This window comes from Erythrobacter ani (genome assembly GCF_019204025.1).
In the GTDB taxonomy this organism is placed as follows: domain Bacteria; phylum Pseudomonadota; class Alphaproteobacteria; order Sphingomonadales; family Sphingomonadaceae; genus Erythrobacter; species Erythrobacter ani.
In genome coordinates, this window is record NZ_JAGSPB010000001.1 from 831,840 (window position 1) to 847,509 (window position 15,670).

The following is a 15,670-nucleotide window of genomic DNA, read 5'->3' on the forward strand; positions in this document are numbered from 1 at the left end:
GAGACCCAGAGGAGCTATATTTGACCCGCAGACGTGTCTCCGGACAGCGCGCCATTATCGATCGCCGTGCGCTGACTGAGCGTATCTCTGCGCTTGCGGAAAATGATGCCGGAGGGAGTCGGCAGGAGATCGTCGTCGCCCTTCGCGAAGCTCTCGATGCCGGACGGGAGGAACTCGCAGGGCGATTGCTGGAAAAGCCGTCTGCGGGGCACGATTGCGTCGCGGGGCACGCTTTCCTGATCGATCAGCTTTTGCGCGTGATCCACGACTATGTGACGGAGCATGTTTACCCGGTCGCCAATCGCACCGCCGCAGAACGGGTCTCGATTGTCGCCGTTGGCGGATATGGGCGCGCTGAAATGGCGCCGCATTCGGATGTCGACATCGCCTTCATCACTCCGATGAAGCGTGCTCCGTGGTGCGAGCAGGTGATCGAGGCGATGCTTTACCTGCTGTGGGATCTTGGCCTCAAAGTGGGTCATTCAAGCCGCACGATCGCCGATACGATGCGGATGGCCAAAGAAGACCTCACCATCCGCACGGCCCTTCTCGAAGGGCGGCTCGTCTGGGGCGATCAGGAGCTTTACGACGAGTTGCGCGCCCGGTTCTGGCAGGAAGTCGTCAAGGGCACCGAACGGCAATTCCTCTCGCAAAAGCTCGAAGAACGCAATCAGCGGCACAAGCGCATGGGCGACAGCCGCTATGTCGTCGAACCGAACGTGAAAGACGGCAAAGGCGGGCTTCGCGATCTTCAGACGCTCTATTGGATCGGTAAGAACGAGCACCGGGTAGAAACCGCAGCAGACCTCGTGGGGGTTGGCCTCTTCACGCAGACCGAATATCGCAGCTTCCGCCGCGCCGAAGGCTTCCTGCTCGCCGTCAGGTGCCACATGCACGTCATCACCGACCGGGCCGAGGACCGGCTGACATTCGACCTGCAGCGCCAGGTCGCCGAGCGGATGAACTTTGCCGACCGGCCAGGCAAGAGCGCGGTTGAACGCTTCATGCAATTCTATTTCCTGCAAGCGAAGCGCGTCGGCAGCCTTACGGGGGTGTTCCTGTCGCACCTCGAAGAAGAGACGATCCGCTCCAAAGTCCGCACCGGCTTTTTCGCCGGGTGGAGCCAGAAAAGCCGCGATCTCAAAGGCTACGTCATTTCCGGGGGACGCATTCGCGCGCCCAGCGATGACTGGTTCGAGAAAGACCCCGTCCGCCTGATCGAGATATTCCAGCTGGCGGAAGCCGAGGGGGTGGAAATCCATCCCGAAACCATGCGGCTCGCCGACCGGGATTCGCGGCTCATAAAATCCAAGGTGCGCAAGGACCCGCGCGCCAACGCGCTGTTTGTCGAACTGCTCAGCGGCCGCAACGATCCTGAAACGGCGCTGCGCTGGATGAACGAGGCCGGCGTCTTCGGCCGCTTCGTGCCCGATTTCGGACGTGTGAATGCGCAGATGCAATTCGACATGTACCATCACTACACTGTCGATGAACATACGATCCGGGCGATCGGCCTGCTGAGTGAAACGGAACGCGGACTGCTGAAGAAAGACCATCCCCGCAACACGCGCGAGATCCACAAGGTCGCCTCGCGCCGCGCGATCTATGTCGCGGTCCTGCTGCACGACATTGCCAAGGGGCGCGGCGGCGACCACTCTGTATTGGGCGCGGAAGTGGCGCGTGAGCTTTGCCCTCGCTTCGGCCTCGATCAGAAGGAAACCGAACTGGTCGCGTGGCTTGTGCTGCAACACCTGCTGATGAGTTCCACCGCGCAGAAGCGCGACCTGACCGATCCGAAGACGATCGAGGATTTCGTGGCCGAGGTTCAGACCCTCGAGCGGCTGCGCAACCTTGCCATTCTGACGGCGGTGGACATTCGCGCGGTCGGCCCTGGCACCTGGAACAGCTGGAAAGGGCAGTTGCTCGGCGAGCTATACGATGCCGCCAAGGAGCGGCTGCGTCTCGGCCACAAGCGGCGCGGGCGGGCTGAACGTGTCGCTGCCAAGAAGGCAGTCACAGCAGAGGCTCTGGGCGACAAAGCCTATCTGGTCGAGCAGGTGGGCGAGCTACTCGCCGATGCGTACTGGATTGCCGAACCCGAGGACATCATCGCCAAAAACCTGATCCAGTACGAGGAAGCCCGGCGGATCGAAGATCATCTTTCGATCCACTGCGAGGTGGACGAAGAACGCGGCGCAACGCTTGTAAGTGTGATCGCAGCCGATCATCCGGGCTTGTTCTACCGCATGGCAGGCGGCATCCACCTTGCCGGGGCGAACATTATCGATGCGCGCATTCACACCGCGATGAACGGCTACGCGGTCGACAATTTCCTGGTGCAGGATCTGAACGCTGAACCATTCAGGGAGGCGCCTCAGATCGCCCGTCTGAAGGATGGCATTCGAAAGGCGCTGAAAGGTGAAGGCGAGCTGGTGCCGAAACTTGCCGCGCGCCCTCTTTCGCATTCCCGGGCCAAGGCGTTCGAAGTCGCGCCGAGCGTGAATTTCGACAATTCGGCTTCCAACCATTTCACGGTCGTCGAAGTTACCGCACGCGACCGGCCCGCTCTGCTCAACCGGCTTGCCCACGCGCTCTACAAGGCGAACCTGATCGTCCAGTCGGCGCATATCACGGCATATGGTGAAGCCGCTGCCGATACGTTCTACATAACCGATCTCACCGGCAGCAAGATCAAGGCCCCGGAAAGGCTTGCAGAAATCGAGGCAGCGCTGCTCGAGGCGGCGAGTGACCGGAAGCAGCAGCAGCTCGAAAACGCCTAACGTCGCCGCCCCATCGCCGTTCGTCGAAAGCTCGGCCAAATTAGGTTGCATTTCATGAACTGATCGGTATTGCGCGTTTCCCTTACGTCAGGGAGATGACAATAATGAACTTTCGTACCGCAACGAAGCGTACCCTTGCGCTCTTGCTTTGCACCGCCGCAGCCACCCCGATCGCTGCCCACGCCCAGCAACAGGCTCCTGGTGAAGACGAGCCCGACCTTTCGGACGAGGCCACCGTAGGTGAGCAGCCCGAGGCGCGCGGATCGATCGCCAATATCGGCAATATCGTCGTCACCGGTACGAAAACCCAGAACCCCGAAGATGTGCAGGATGTCCCGCTCGCGGTCACCGCGTTCAACGCTGACACTCTGGAAGCGTTCAAGGTTCGCGACATCCAAGGTTTGACCTTCCAGGCACCCAACGTGTCCCTCGACCAGATCGGCACCAGCCGCGGTCAGGCGAACTTCTCGATCCGCGGACTCGGCATCAACTCGTCCATCCCATCGATCGATCCGACCGTCGGCGTGTTCGTTGACGGTGTCTATCTCGGCATCAATGGCGGCGTCGTGTTCGACCTGTTCGACCTTGAAAGCGTCGAGATTCTTCGCGGCCCACAAGGCGTGCTGTTCGGTCGCAACGTCACCGGCGGCGCGGTGCTCATCAACACCGGCAACCCGACCGAGTACCTGACCGGTAAATTCCGCGCAGCCGTGGACGGCCCTCTGCTTGACGGCGGACGCGGCGGTGCCAACTACACCGCATCGGGCGTAGTGTCGGGCCCGCTGATCGAGGACGTGCTGCTGTTCAAGGTCGGCGCCTATTACAACAACGATGAAGGTTACTTCCAGAACCTGTTCGATGGATCGAACCATGGTGCGGCGGAAACCTACATCCTTCGCGGCGCACTCGAAGCGCGGCTCGGCGACCTCACGGTGACCGGTAAAGTCGACTATTTCGACAGTGACGGCGACGGCCCGAGTGCGCAAAACCGCGGTATCTTCGAGCGTGACACGTTCGATTTCGCGATCGACAATGCGGGTTCGTACACCAACGAGACGATCAACGTCTCGCTCACGGCGGAGTGGGATATCGGCCCCGGCACGCTGACCAATGTCTTCGGCTACCGCGATTACGACGCGACCACGGACGCAGACATCGACGCGACCTCGCTGTTCCTGTTCCACTCGAACACGGAAACAGCCCAGGACCAGATCTCGAACGAAATCCGTTACGCGGTTTCGACGGATCGGTTCGACATCACTGTTGGCGGATTCTATTTCGACCAGAGGCTCGAATACACCGAAGTCCGCGACATCCCGGTCGCAACGCCGCTCACGTTCTTCGGCGGCGGCGCGCAGGATCACGAGGTTCTCGGCCTGTTTGCCAACGGACAGTTCTATCTGACCGATGCCCTCTCCATCATCGGCGGGATCCGTTGGAGCCAGGAAACCAAGGATGCTGACATCACCTTCATCCGCCCGCGTCCGGAATGCTCGGTGCTCGATGGCACTTGCCCAACGACCGGCACCAACCCGTTCATCCCGACTGAGCCAAACGGTTTTTCGGACCGGGTGCGTTTTCGCAACGTGTCACCGAAAGTCGGCCTGCAATACGAGTGGAACGACAGTCAGGTCTACGCGCACTGGACCCGCGGTTACCGCTCGGGCGGATACAATTTCCGTATCACTGACATTCCGGTGTTCCTGCGCGCGGTCGAGGCGACCGGCGATTTCTTCTTCGATGAAGAACGGGTCGACAGCTACGAAATCGGCGGGAAATTCGAGTCCGTCGACGGCACGTTCACTCTCAACGTCGCAGGTTATCTCACCGACATTTCGGATCTGCAGCGTGAAGTGAACCTTGCCGACCCAGGCGCCGGCGTCGTCCAGAACGTTCTCAACACCGCCGATGCGACCATCCTCGGCTTCGAAGCCGAAGCGCGCATGAAATTGACCGATTCCTTCATCGTGACCGCAAATGTCGGCATCATCGACGACGATTACGATGAGGTGTTCTTCGACATTTCAAGCGATGGTCTGGTCGATGAGAACGATCTCGCTCTGCGGCTCCCACGTGTGCCCGAAGTCACCTGGGGCATGGGCTTCATTCACGAGCTGTTCCTCGGCGAGAACGAAATCCTTACCCGCGTGAACTATCAGTTCCGCGACGAGTTCGCCTTCACCGACAACAATTTCGGCTTCATCCAGTCGTCCGACAATCTCGAAGCCAATATCACCTGGGTTACTCCGGTCGAAGGCTTCTCGCTGTCGGTTTACGGACGTAATCTGTTCGACGAAGTGCAGGCTGGCGGTGACACCCAGGTCCCGTTTGGCGGACCGCTTTCCAGCGGAGTGAACCAGCCATTCACCACGGCTCCCGCGGCCGGGACATTCTCGCCGCTGTCGCGCGGCCGGAACATCGGCATCGAGGCCTTGTTCGAATTCTGATCCGAGCGGGAATACCAAACAGGAATGGGGGCGTTTTTCGGAGCGCCCCCTTTTTCTTGATCAGTCGGCGGTCACCGCGAGCAACAGCGCGATGGCGCGATCGTCGAACCCGATGAAGGCCCACTCCATTTGTGCGTCTGTGAGTGGATGCCAGCCGAAATACATCCGGTTGGTCACGATGGTTCGGGACGCGGGATCGAAAGCGCCAAGAAAGTCCCGCCCACATTCCCGCGCGCGGCTTTCGCCGAGCCACTGGGTGCCGGGCAACGCCATGTTCTTGGCGAAAGCCTCCTGAAACGCGGCGATGGCTGATCGAGGGACCGCTTCATCGCCGCTCGGGTCGAGCAACTCCCAATTCGCGCCAATAGACTTCAGACCAAGAGACGCGGCGAAATGGTCCGCAATCGCGGAGTGCAATCCTGAGACATCGTCCAGCATGCGGGTCTCGAAGGCGATTTGCGCTTGCTCAGACAACGACGCGCGCCATTTCTCGATAAACGCATCGAGCGATTCAAGCGCGCCAGAAGACATCTTCAACCGCGCGCTCCGAATAGCGCCGTACCCACGCGCACATGGGTCGCGCCCAATTGCACGGCCGTTTCGTAGTCGCCGCTCATTCCCATGCTGAGCCCTTCGACGCCGTTGTCCTGCGCGAGCTTTGCCAAGAGCGCGAAAAACGGTGCCGGCTCGATATCGGCAGGCGGTAGGCACATCAGCCCCGCAATCGGAATGTCGGCATCGCGGACCTTCGCGAGGAAATCGGGAAGCTCGTTTATCGGGCAGCCGCCTTTCTGATCTTCATCGCCGATATTGACCTGTACGAAACAGGGCACCCGCTTGCCCGCCTTATCCATCGCCTTGGCGAGTGCCTTGACCAAGCTCATGCGGTCGAGCGCATGGATACAATCGAACATGGCAACCGCATCATCGGCTTTGTTCGACTGCAGCTGTCCGATCAGGTGCAGCTCGGTGTCGGGAAAGCGCTCGGTAAGCGCAGGCCATTTTTCCTGAGCCTCCTGCACGCGATTTTCGCCGAACACCCGGTGGCCCGCTTCGAGCAGAGGCAAGATCTTGTCCGAAGGGTGGGTCTTGCTCACTGCTATAAGGGTTATCTCTCGTGGTTCGCGGCGCGCAGGCTTGCAAACGCGCGCGATGTTGGCTTCGACTTCTGCGAGGCGGGAGGCTGCATTTTCCATCGAGCGGAGCTATAGGGCCACCGTGCGGCAAGACCAATCCCTCGCGAACCTCTGGCTGATCTCCGATGAGCGCAACGATGCTGTACTCGAACGGGCGCTCGGCCGGTTGCCGCGCGGCTCGGGGTTCATTTACCGCCATTACCACCTGGACGATGAGCAGAGGTATCGGCGGTTTCGCTGCCTGCAGCTCATCGCAAATGCATTCGGGCACACGGTCGTGCTCGCCGACAGCGCGCTCACCGCTGCCGAATGGGGCGCGGACGGAATATACGGTGCGCCGAAATCTCTGTGGCCACGCAGGCACGGATTGCTGTATCTCGCGACGGCGCACAATCTTGGTGAAATCGGCCAAGCAAACCGTATCGGTTCAGATGGCATTCTGCTTTCACCAATTTTTGCCACAAATTCGCATCCAGGAGCCGATAGCCATGGACCTGCCCGCTTCAGGATGCTCGCGAGCCATGCAAACGCGCCCGTCATCGCGCTGGGCGGCATGGATTTTCGGCGCGCTCGCACTGTCGATTGGCCGCGTTGGGCCGCGATTGATGGTCTGTCGTAGAGCGCTCTTCACCCCGCAGGCGCTTGACCCCGAGTCCGCGAGGATTCATGGTGTGTTCTAGTAGGAGCATAAAATGGCGAGCCGCGCTATCAACACCCGCAAATCCAATGCCGATTGGCGCGCAGGACTGCGCCGCAGCATGCGCCGCGCCGCGCAAATGACGGGTGCCGGCATTCTGCTGGTCGCCATGATCTTTCTCGCGCTCTCGCTCGCGAGCTACACCCAGACCGATCCGAGCCCGTCGACCGCCGCGTCCGCGGAGCAGGTCAGCAACTGGATGGGACTTTGGGGCGCATGGGCCGCCGACCGTGCTCTCTTCGTATTTGGCGTGCCAGCAGTGCTGCTCTTGCCACTGCTGTATATTTCCGCGCGCAGTCTCTGGCGCGATGTCGAAAACGACAACAATGCTCATGGCGAAGCGGAAACGACGCGCTGGTGGCTGCCCATGGGATTGCTCCTCATCGCGATGGTTTGCCTCGGCACCGTTCTCTCGCTCGCATTTGACAGCCCGGGCGGAACCTTGCCCGCGCAATTAGGCGGGACATCGGGACTGCTGGGCGCACGCGGCATTCAGGCTGTGGCCGATCGGTTCGGTGAGCAGGCATCGGGTTGGATTATCCTCGGTGCGGCGATTGCCTGCCTCGCCGCCGGTGTGACGTTGCTAACCCGTATTTTTGCCATTGATTGGCGCGCTTTGCTGACCTTGCCCAACTTCCTTGGCGGAGGATCGCTCGGCGGCGCCGTGCTCTCGCGCCTCCCATTCGGGCGAGGTGAACGCGCTGAACGCCGTACATTCATCGATGATGGTGACGAAGCGCCTGCTCCGAAAGCGCGCCGCAAGAGCAGAACCGCGGCGGAAGCCCCCCCGGAACCGTCTCCGCGCCGGGCGCCGGAAATCAGCGACCCTTCATCTCCTCCGAAAAAGGCGGCTGCGCCCAAGCAAAAGCAAAGCGATATGTTCGCGGCCTACAATCTGCCCAGCCTCGAACTTCTCGCCACGCCGCCGGAAGATGCCGGGCCCAAGCTCGATAAGCTTGCGCTCGAACGCAATGCACGCCTGCTCGAAAACGTGCTCGATGATTTCAATGTGAAAGGCGAGATCACCGCCGTCCGGACAGGGCCTGTCGTGACGATGTACGAGCTTGAACCCGCGCCTGGCATCAAGGCGAGCCGTGTTATCGGCCTCGCAGAAGACATCGCACGCAATATGAGCGCGATCTCCGCGCGCGTGTCGCCAATACCCGGAAAAACGGTGATGGGCATCGAATTGCCCAACAAAGACAGGCAGATGGTGATGCTGAAAGAGCTCGCCGCATGCGCAGCATTTGCCGAATCCAAAGGCAATTTGCCGATTATCCTGGGGAAGGATATCGCGGGGGAGCCGATCATCGCCGATCTCGCCGCCATGCCCCACCTGCTGGTCGCCGGGACGACCGGGTCGGGTAAGTCGGTAGGTCTCAACTGTATTCTGCTGTCACTGCTCTACCACTTCACTCCGGCCGAATGCCGTTTGATCCTGATCGATCCCAAGGTGCTCGAGCTGAAAAGCTACGACGATATCCCGCATCTGCTCTCACCCGTGGTGACGGAACCGCACAAATCGGTCCGTGCACTCAAATGGGCCGTCGAGGAAATGGAGCGGCGTTACCGAATGATGAGCTCGGTCAATTCGCGCAACATCAACAGTTTCAACGAGAAAGTGCGCGTCGCCGCGGCCAAGGGCAAACCGCTCGGTCGCCGCGTGCAAACCGGGTTCGACCCCGATACCGGCGAGCAATTGTTCGAAGAAGAGCAGCTCGATTACGAGCCGCTGCCGCAGATCGTACTGATCGTCGATGAGCTTGCCGACCTGATGGTGACGGTCGGCAAGGAGATCGAAGTGCTGATCCAGCGCCTCAGCCAGAAATCGCGCGCGGCGGGTATCCACCTTATCATGGCGACGCAGCGCCCGTCGGTCGACGTGATCACCGGCGTGATCAAGGCAAACCTGCCGACCCGTATCAGCTTCAAGGTGACGAGCCGTATCGACAGCCGCACGATCCTCGGCGAGCAGGGCGCGGAACAGCTGCTGGGCAAGGGCGACATGCTTTACAAGCCCAATACTGGCGCGATGGTCCGCGTCCACGGCCCCTTCGTCAGCGACGAAGAGGTTGAAGCCGTTGCGGATTTCTGGCGGGCGCAGGGCTCGCCCGAATATATCGATGCGGTCACCGAAGAACCCGAGGATGGCGGCGGCCTCAACTTCGAGGATGAGCTCACGGCGTCTGACAGCCCGGAAGAGCGGAAATATCGCCAGGCCTGTCAGATCGTGATCGAGAACCAGAAAGCCTCGGGCTCATGGCTCCAGCGTCAGATGGGCGTCGGCTACAACACCGCAGCCAAATGGATCGAGCGGATGGAAAGCGAAGGCCTGGTGGGTCCGGCAAACCATGTCGGGCGGCGCGAGATATTCCGCGATCAGGACGGCAACCCCCTCTAAACCAAACTGACGGCATGGCGGACTGACGTCGCGCGATCGGCGCTGCCACCTATCTCGCTCAAAAAGATGATGAATTTTTGCATGATTGGATACGCCTTCGCGAGGCTGAAACGCGGGGCAGCCGCCGATCTGCGCGTGGTTGATAATTACGGTTAGGAATTTCTAAATCCCATATCCGTAAAGCCACGCAGATGTTCGGAAACCATGTCCTGCACCTCGCGCGCTTTGCGTCTGTCTGTCTGATTGGTCTGGCTGCTGCCATCCTCCTTCCGGGGGCCGCGTCCGCGCAGGATGGCGGTTGGGTGATCGAGCCCAAAGCGCGGGTCGAAACGACGGCAATCAGCGCACAAACTGCCACTCGCGACGAGCAGATTGTGGTTGCTGGCGATGCGTTGACGTTCCGCATACAGGGCGGAGCCGATATCAAGGACGACAATACCCGGTTCCGCTTGCAGGCGGACAGGATCGAGGTCGTTCGGCTGGGAGAGGGGCGGAGCAATTCCAACCGTGACCGTTTCACCGCCCAGTTCGATCAGGAATTGAGCGATGCGTTGGATATTCAGGTGCGCGGGCGATATTACGACGACCTGATCACCGTGGAATCGAGCGACACCGACGAATTGCAAGGCTCGGTGCGCGTCAGCTATCAACCGTCGCGAGCTCACCGGTTTCAGCTGCGAGGCAGTTGGCGCGACCGCGAATACGCGAACAGAAGGGGCCCAGAAACCTTCGGAGAAGGTCCCCGCGTCGATGCGCAATATCGGCACCGCCTTGGCCGATATCACTACATCACATTCGATTTACGGGCGGAGTCGATCAGTTCTGATGATCCGCGTCGCGGCCATTCGCGCGAATCCGCGAAGGTCGCCTACACGCAGCCAATCACCCGTGATCTGCGGGTCAGGCCAGCGATCGAGCTGCTCAAGACCCGTTTTGACGACCGCCTTGCACCCGATGGCGAGCAACGTGCGGACGAACTGATCGCCCCTGAACTGGAAGTCATGTGGTGGCCTGGGCCATGGCGTGTGGAAGGCGAAGCAAAGTACATTTTTTCCAATAGCAATCTGCCATCTCGCGACCGTGAAGGGTACCGATTGACGCTGACGGTCGGGTATGTTTTCTGATTTGATCTCGAAAATCAGAGATATAAGGGCACGCGCGACCCCGCAGGTCAAGCGTCCTTTCTACATCGGGCTGGCAGTCGGCCTGGCTATTGCCGTGCTCGTCGGGCTCGGCCTCAGGAATACCGAATCCTTCTTCGCGATGCCCTCGGAACTGGAGGGGATTGCCACATCTCAGGCGATCTGGGGGCTCAAACCTTCGAACCTGCTGATGGTGCTGCCGCTGGGCGCATTCCTCGTGGTGCTTGCGCGCAGTTTCGTCGGTCTGAAGGCATTCGGCCTGTTTACGCCGATGCTGGTTGCCCTCGCTTTTCTTCAGATCGGCCCGGTCATGGGGCCGATCGTGCTGGGATCGTCCGTGCTTGTCGGGATGATCGTCGCCCCCACGCTGCTCAAGCTTCGCATGACGCGTGTTGGCTTCTTGGGCGTCCTCATCTCGCTCATCGTACTGGTGCTTGTGGCGCTGCAGATGATTCTCGATACGCAACTCCAGGTCGACGCTTTCCCCGTGGTTGTCTGCGCTCTCGTGGTCGAGCGTTGGTGGCGGCAATGGGAAAAAGATGGCCCGGTGGATGCCGCGCGCATGGCCTTCAACACCTTCATCATTTCGGTCGTGATTCAGTTCGTGATGGTTTCAAACATAGCGCTCCTCCTGATCGAGGCGTCACCGCTGCTCATGCCCGGCGCGACCGCTGTCGCTATCGCGATCCTCGGGCGTTATCGCGGGTTGCGTCTCACCGAGATCGGGCGTTTCGCTCCGATCTGGCTGGAGCGAAGGCGAAGCTCACAGCCGGATGAACTGCCCGAAGGCGTGCTAGAGGATCGAAGAAAAACTGCACCGGACACTGCGCCAATTGGCGAGCCCGCGCGCAAGAAACCCAAGATCGCTGCAAGCGAACGTGCGCCACCATTGGACGGTATCTGGGTGATCAGCTCGCCCGAGGATCTCAGGCCATTCCGGCGAAGACGAGTCCCTCAAACCGAACTGCAACGGCAACCCGATAGCGAGGCTCAGTTTGAGGCTCGCATTGGCGCGTCTGGGAAGCCGCCCATTCACAATGCCTGGATAATCAAGTCGGAGGAGGATGTCTGAGATGCTGATGGACTTCGGCAAGATGTTCGGACGGCGCAAACAGAAAGCGCCGCTCAGCCCGCTGACGATGACCCCGTTCGAAGAGATCCTCGGGATCAACATGCGCAATGCGCTGATTGCGAAATACAATCCGCGCATCGCGATCGAACGCGCCCGCGATAAGGTCGCAGCCAAGGTAGCTTTGGAAGCGGCAGGGATCGCCTGCACTGGCACCGTCGCGGTCATCGACGATCACCAGAAACTGAACGCCTTCAAACCGACCCGGGACATGCCCGATTCCTGGGCGATAAAACCCGCGCGAGGATCGCAGGGCGATGGTATTCTCCTCGCGGTGCGCAGGGAGGGTGATGTCTGGTATAAGGGATCGGGCACCCCGCTTACCGAGCAGGATGTCATGCACCACATCCAGAAAGTCGTCGATGGCGGGTTTTCCGGCGACACGGCGAGTGAAGATGCGGCGCTGATCGAGCCCCTGATCATCGCCGACCCAACCCTCGCCGACCTTGTACCCGAAGGCTTGCCCGATCTGCGGGTAATCTGTCTGCATGACGAGCCGCTCATGGCGATGCTCAGGCTTCCCACGAACGAGTCCGACGGCAAGGCAAACCTCCACCAACGGGCGATTGGAGCCGGGATATCGCTGGAGACCGGCCGGATCATTCGGGCACTCGTGCTAGGCGAGCCGATCACTCACCATCCCGATACGGGCGCCAAGCTGATCGGGTATGAAGTGCCCGGCTGGGACCGCGTGCTCGAACTTGCTAGCAAGTGCGGGCCTGCCATCGGGCTTGGTTATAGTGGTTCCGACATTGTGCTCGACAAGAACGAGGGCCCGCTCATCATCGAAGTCAATGCGCACCCTGGCATCGAAATCCAGAACATCTGCCAACTAGGCCTGAAGGCGCAAATGGCCGCTGTCGGAGAAGATTTCAGGTAGCTCGAAAGCCGCCAAACTAGCTTTCCGTGACGGCCTGTCCTGCGTCCGCCGCTTCACCGGTAAGGTCCGCTCGGGTCATCACGATCAGTTCGTTCACCTTCCGCTCGTTCTCCGCCATCTTCTCGGGCGGTGATGCAACCATGCCGATGCGCGCAAGCGGGCCATCGACAGACCAGCTCTTCACCCATTCCTGCAGGAACGCGTCGAGGCCGGGGATGGCGCGCATATGCGCCTTTTTCACATAGACATAGAGCGGCCGGGCGCCCGGGTAATCGAAATTGGCAATATTCTCGTAGGTCGGATCGACCCCGTTCATCGGCAGGCCTTGCACCTTGTCCGAATTTTCATCGAGGTATGAGAAACCGAATACCCCGACAGCCCGGGGATTGCTCTCGATCTTTTGGACGATGAGATTGTCCTGTTCACCCTGGTCCACGTACGAGCCATCGGAGCGCACCTCGGTGCAAATCTGTTGGTGGCGATCCTCGTCCTGCTCCTTGAGCGCCTTCATTTGCGGATTGCTGTCGCATCCGGCTTCGAGGACAAGCTCCTTCAATGCATCGCGTGTACCCGATGTGCTGGGCGGACCGTAAACGAGTATCGGAACATCCGGGAGCGACGGATCGACATCGGACCAGTTCTGCGCGGTCTGCTCTTCACCATACGGGTTCGCCGCCAGCGCTTCATATACGATTCTCGGTGACAGATTCAGCTCGATACCGCCGGCTGCAGAGGCGAACGCAATCCCGTCAAGTCCGACCTGCAGCTCGATGACTTCCTCAACGCCGTTAGCGAGACAGCGTTCGAATTCCGACAGCTTCATCCGGCGTGAAGCGTTGGCCATATCCGGGGAATCCGCGCCGACCTTTGAACAGAACAGCTGGATGCCCCCGCCTGTGCCGGTGGACTCGATGAGAGGCGATTTGTTGTCGGGATTGGAGCGCGCGTAGCTCTCGGCCACCTGTTTTGCGAATGGATAGACAGTCGAAGAACCCACGGCCCGAATGGAATCGCGCGAACCGCCGCCTCCGCCGTCGCACGCCGAAACAGTGAAGGCCGCGGCCCCAAGGCATCCCAGAATGAAAGCTCTAGTGGTTGTCAAATTTCATCTCCAAGCAGAGAAGTGCGCTAATGCCGGGTTGTGACATCCGCATGACCGTTGTCTGATAGACCGTCCGACAAGCGGGCAGCGCCATGGTTAATGAATCGGTCACTGAGGCGGCCATATTCGCTGCAATTGCAGGTATTTTGTCGCTTAACATGCCCTGATGTAAACCCATTGTAAGGGGTTCCAGACTAGTTTTGGGGCGTGCTGAACCTACCTTTCATCAGACAGCTTTTTTCGCTCGCCGCGCTGCTCACGCTGATTTTGGCCGTGCCTGCGGGCGCGCAAGAGCCTGGCAAGTCCGTGTTGCCAACGACGTGCCATGCTTCCTCGGAGCAGTCCCGTACGTTTGAGGAAATGACTGCGCCGGCAATGTGGAGCTGCGAAGCTGAAGGCTTCAGAACGGATCAACCCGTCGGATGGCTTCGTTTCGATGCCGCCTACTGGCAGGCCGAGCCCACGCCACGCTTTTTCTTCAGCCGGATCGCGCGGTTCGAAAGTATTGCCTTTGCAGCGGTTGACGACGACGGCACCATGCGCACAGCGACATTCGCCGAAAACGAAGCGACAACCTTTGCGGGCGGTCCGGTTTTCCGTCTGCCGCTGCCGGAATTGCGGCCCGACACGGCGGTCCTGCTCGTGCGGATCGATCGCCCTCATTCAGTGCCTCTTTTGGCAGAGGCACGATTGGCGGCCGATCCTTTGAGCCCGCACTGGTCGATGACGCAGATGATGGTCCTGGCGATGGTCATCGGAATGCTGCTGCTTCCGCTGCTGTTCGATCTGGGCTTCTTCGCGGTCTTGCGCGAACGCTTCGTCGCTCTTCACGCGGTGATGGTCGTCGCGATGATTTGCTATGTGCTTTTTGCAGGAGGCCTGATCAGTCTGGTCGTCAGCCTGCCGGTCGCGGTCGTCGCCATCGCTGGACCACTTGCATGGGCAGTGGGATGCGGGACCTCCGCCTTGTTTCTTGCCAAGTTTCTGGAAGTGGATGCGCAGTCCAAACAGATGCACATCCTGACCAAAGCGGTCGGGATCTGGACGATAATCGTGCCTGGCTTCTTCGCCCTGCAACTGCACGCCACGCAGACTTTCGACGATTGGCTGTATTTCTACACCTTTATGCCAACGATCGCCGTCATCAGCGCGGCACTGGTAGAGGCAGTTCTTCGCGGCAGCAGGTCTGCCCGGTTCGTGACCGTCGCGTGGATTCCCCTGATCCTCGCCTCAATCGAGCGCCTGTGGCGCGGTCTCGGTGTATATGTCGGTCCGCCGGAGCTCGATCTCCTGCTGTTCGTCGCGACCGGATTCGAAGTCACGATCATAAGCCTCGCGATTGCTGACCGGTTCTTCGCGATCCGGCGCGAACGCGACGAAGCAGTCGAGAACGCCGAGGAATTGTCGCGGCTGTCCGAACGCGACTCCCTGACAGGGTTGATGAACCGCCGCGCCATCACGGCCCGGTTCCCGGAACTCATCGCCAAAGGGTTCGACACGTTTGCGCTCGTCGATCTCGACAGGTTCAAGGAGGTGAATGACGTACACGGGCATCAGGCCGGGGATGCAGCGCTGGTCGCATCCGCCGAAGCCTTGCGGGTTCGTGGTGGGCGCGACAGCATTCCAGTCCGGCTGGGCGGGGAAGAATTCGTGGTGCTTCTGAGAGGGCCCGACGCCATCAACCGTGTAGAGGCGCTACGCCGCGCCATTCCTCTTCATGTCGCGCGCAAGATACCCGGACTTGAAAAACCCCTCACCGCTAGCATGGGCGTTGTCGAGATGCCGCGATCGGCAACCGGAGGGATGACATTTGAGGATTTTTATGCGCGCGCCGACACGCTGCTTTACGACGCCAAGAAAGCCGGGCGCAACCGCATGAATTACGAGCGGATGAAAATCTTCAGCGAAGCCCCCGCCCCGCGAAGTGGAAGACGGAACCGCGCCGCCTAGCACCAA

11 protein-coding genes are annotated in these 15,670 nt (G+C 60.3%); 8 read left to right on the forward strand and 3 right to left on the reverse strand.

Translation table 11 applies throughout. The features are described 5' to 3' along the window. Positions 1 to 20 precede the first annotated feature (20 nt). The gene (locus KCG45_RS03970; protein ID WP_218315797.1) at positions 21 to 2,780 is read left to right on the forward strand and encodes a [protein-PII] uridylyltransferase; all 2,760 of its coding nucleotides are present in this window, start codon (positions 21 to 23) and stop codon (positions 2,778 to 2,780) included. Positions 2,781 to 2,884: 104 nt separating this feature from the next. Then, positions 2,885 to 5,227 (forward strand): TonB-dependent receptor, encoded by a 2,343-nt coding sequence (locus KCG45_RS03975; RefSeq protein WP_218315798.1) that lies wholly within the window; start codon positions 2,885 to 2,887, stop codon positions 5,225 to 5,227. Positions 5,228 to 5,287: 60 nt separating this feature from the next. Here KCG45_RS03975 and KCG45_RS03980 read toward each other — a convergent pair whose 3' ends face one another. Both KCG45_RS03980 and KCG45_RS03985 read right to left on the reverse strand, forming a co-directional pair. Next, positions 5,288 to 5,764 (reverse strand): hypothetical protein, encoded by a 477-nt coding sequence (locus KCG45_RS03980; protein WP_218315799.1) that lies wholly within the window; start codon positions 5,762 to 5,764, stop codon positions 5,288 to 5,290. After that, the gene (locus KCG45_RS03985; RefSeq protein WP_218315800.1) at positions 5,761 to 6,423 is read right to left on the reverse strand and encodes a YggS family pyridoxal phosphate-dependent enzyme; all 663 of its coding nucleotides are present in this window, start codon (positions 6,421 to 6,423) and stop codon (positions 5,761 to 5,763) included. Before KCG45_RS03985 ends, KCG45_RS03980 begins: the two co-directional genes overlap by 4 nt. A gap of 22 nt (positions 6,424 to 6,445) precedes the next feature. Here KCG45_RS03985 and KCG45_RS03990 point away from each other — a divergent pair, with 22 nt between their 5' ends. From KCG45_RS03990 to KCG45_RS04010, 5 genes are all read left to right on the forward strand, one after another. Further along, complete coding sequence (locus KCG45_RS03990; protein WP_369410728.1) at positions 6,446 to 6,982, forward strand: thiamine phosphate synthase; 537 nt, start codon at positions 6,446 to 6,448, stop codon at positions 6,980 to 6,982. Between the two features lie 73 nt (positions 6,983 to 7,055). Further along, positions 7,056 to 9,461 carry a DNA translocase FtsK gene (locus KCG45_RS03995; protein ID WP_218315802.1) on the forward strand — a complete coding sequence of 802 codons (2,406 nt, stop codon included), beginning with the start codon at positions 7,056 to 7,058 and terminating at the stop codon, positions 9,459 to 9,461. Between the two features lie 191 nt (positions 9,462 to 9,652). Further along, positions 9,653 to 10,585: a hypothetical protein gene (locus KCG45_RS04000; RefSeq protein ID WP_218315803.1), complete on the forward strand. Its 933-nt coding sequence runs from the start codon at positions 9,653 to 9,655 to the stop codon at positions 10,583 to 10,585. Further along, positions 10,575 to 11,675, forward strand: coding sequence for a 7TM domain-containing protein (locus KCG45_RS04005; protein WP_218315804.1), 1,101 nt, complete (start codon positions 10,575 to 10,577; stop codon positions 11,673 to 11,675). The genes KCG45_RS04000 and KCG45_RS04005 overlap by 11 nt, the downstream gene beginning before the upstream one ends. Continuing rightward, positions 11,668 to 12,612, forward strand: coding sequence for a sugar-transfer associated ATP-grasp domain-containing protein (locus KCG45_RS04010; RefSeq protein ID WP_218315805.1), 945 nt, complete (start codon positions 11,668 to 11,670; stop codon positions 12,610 to 12,612). Before KCG45_RS04005 ends, KCG45_RS04010 begins: the two co-directional genes overlap by 8 nt. 16 nt (positions 12,613 to 12,628) lie before the next feature. Here the strand turns inward: KCG45_RS04010 and KCG45_RS04015 are convergent, their stop codons facing one another. Next, the gene (locus tag KCG45_RS04015; protein ID WP_218315806.1) at positions 12,629 to 13,714 is read right to left on the reverse strand and encodes a substrate-binding domain-containing protein; all 1,086 of its coding nucleotides are present in this window, start codon (positions 13,712 to 13,714) and stop codon (positions 12,629 to 12,631) included. A gap of 360 nt (positions 13,715 to 14,074) precedes the next feature. On the opposite strand from KCG45_RS04015, the gene KCG45_RS04020 reads away from it, so the two are divergent. Continuing rightward, on the forward strand, positions 14,075 to 15,664 hold the full coding sequence (locus KCG45_RS04020; RefSeq protein WP_255547938.1) for a GGDEF domain-containing protein: 1,590 nt from the start codon (positions 14,075 to 14,077) through the stop codon (positions 15,662 to 15,664). Positions 15,665 to 15,670 lie beyond the last annotated feature (6 nt).

Coding starts and splice junctions, on each gene's coding strand:
- KCG45_RS03975 (WP_218315798.1), top strand. CDS start 2,885: ATGAACTTTCGTACCGCAACGAAGCGTACCCTTGCGCTCTTGCTTTGC.
- KCG45_RS03985 (WP_218315800.1), bottom strand. CDS start 6,423: ATGGAAAATGCAGCCTCCCGCCTCGCAGAAGTCGAAGCCAACATCGCG.
- KCG45_RS03995 (WP_218315802.1), top strand. CDS start 7,056: ATGGCGAGCCGCGCTATCAACACCCGCAAATCCAATGCCGATTGGCGC.
- KCG45_RS04000 (WP_218315803.1), top strand. CDS start 9,653: ATGTTCGGAAACCATGTCCTGCACCTCGCGCGCTTTGCGTCTGTCTGT.
- KCG45_RS04005 (WP_218315804.1), top strand. CDS start 10,575: ATGTTTTCTGATTTGATCTCGAAAATCAGAGATATAAGGGCACGCGCG.
- KCG45_RS04010 (WP_218315805.1), top strand. CDS start 11,668: ATGTCTGAGATGCTGATGGACTTCGGCAAGATGTTCGGACGGCGCAAA.
- KCG45_RS04020 (WP_255547938.1), top strand. CDS start 14,075: ATGACTGCGCCGGCAATGTGGAGCTGCGAAGCTGAAGGCTTCAGAACG.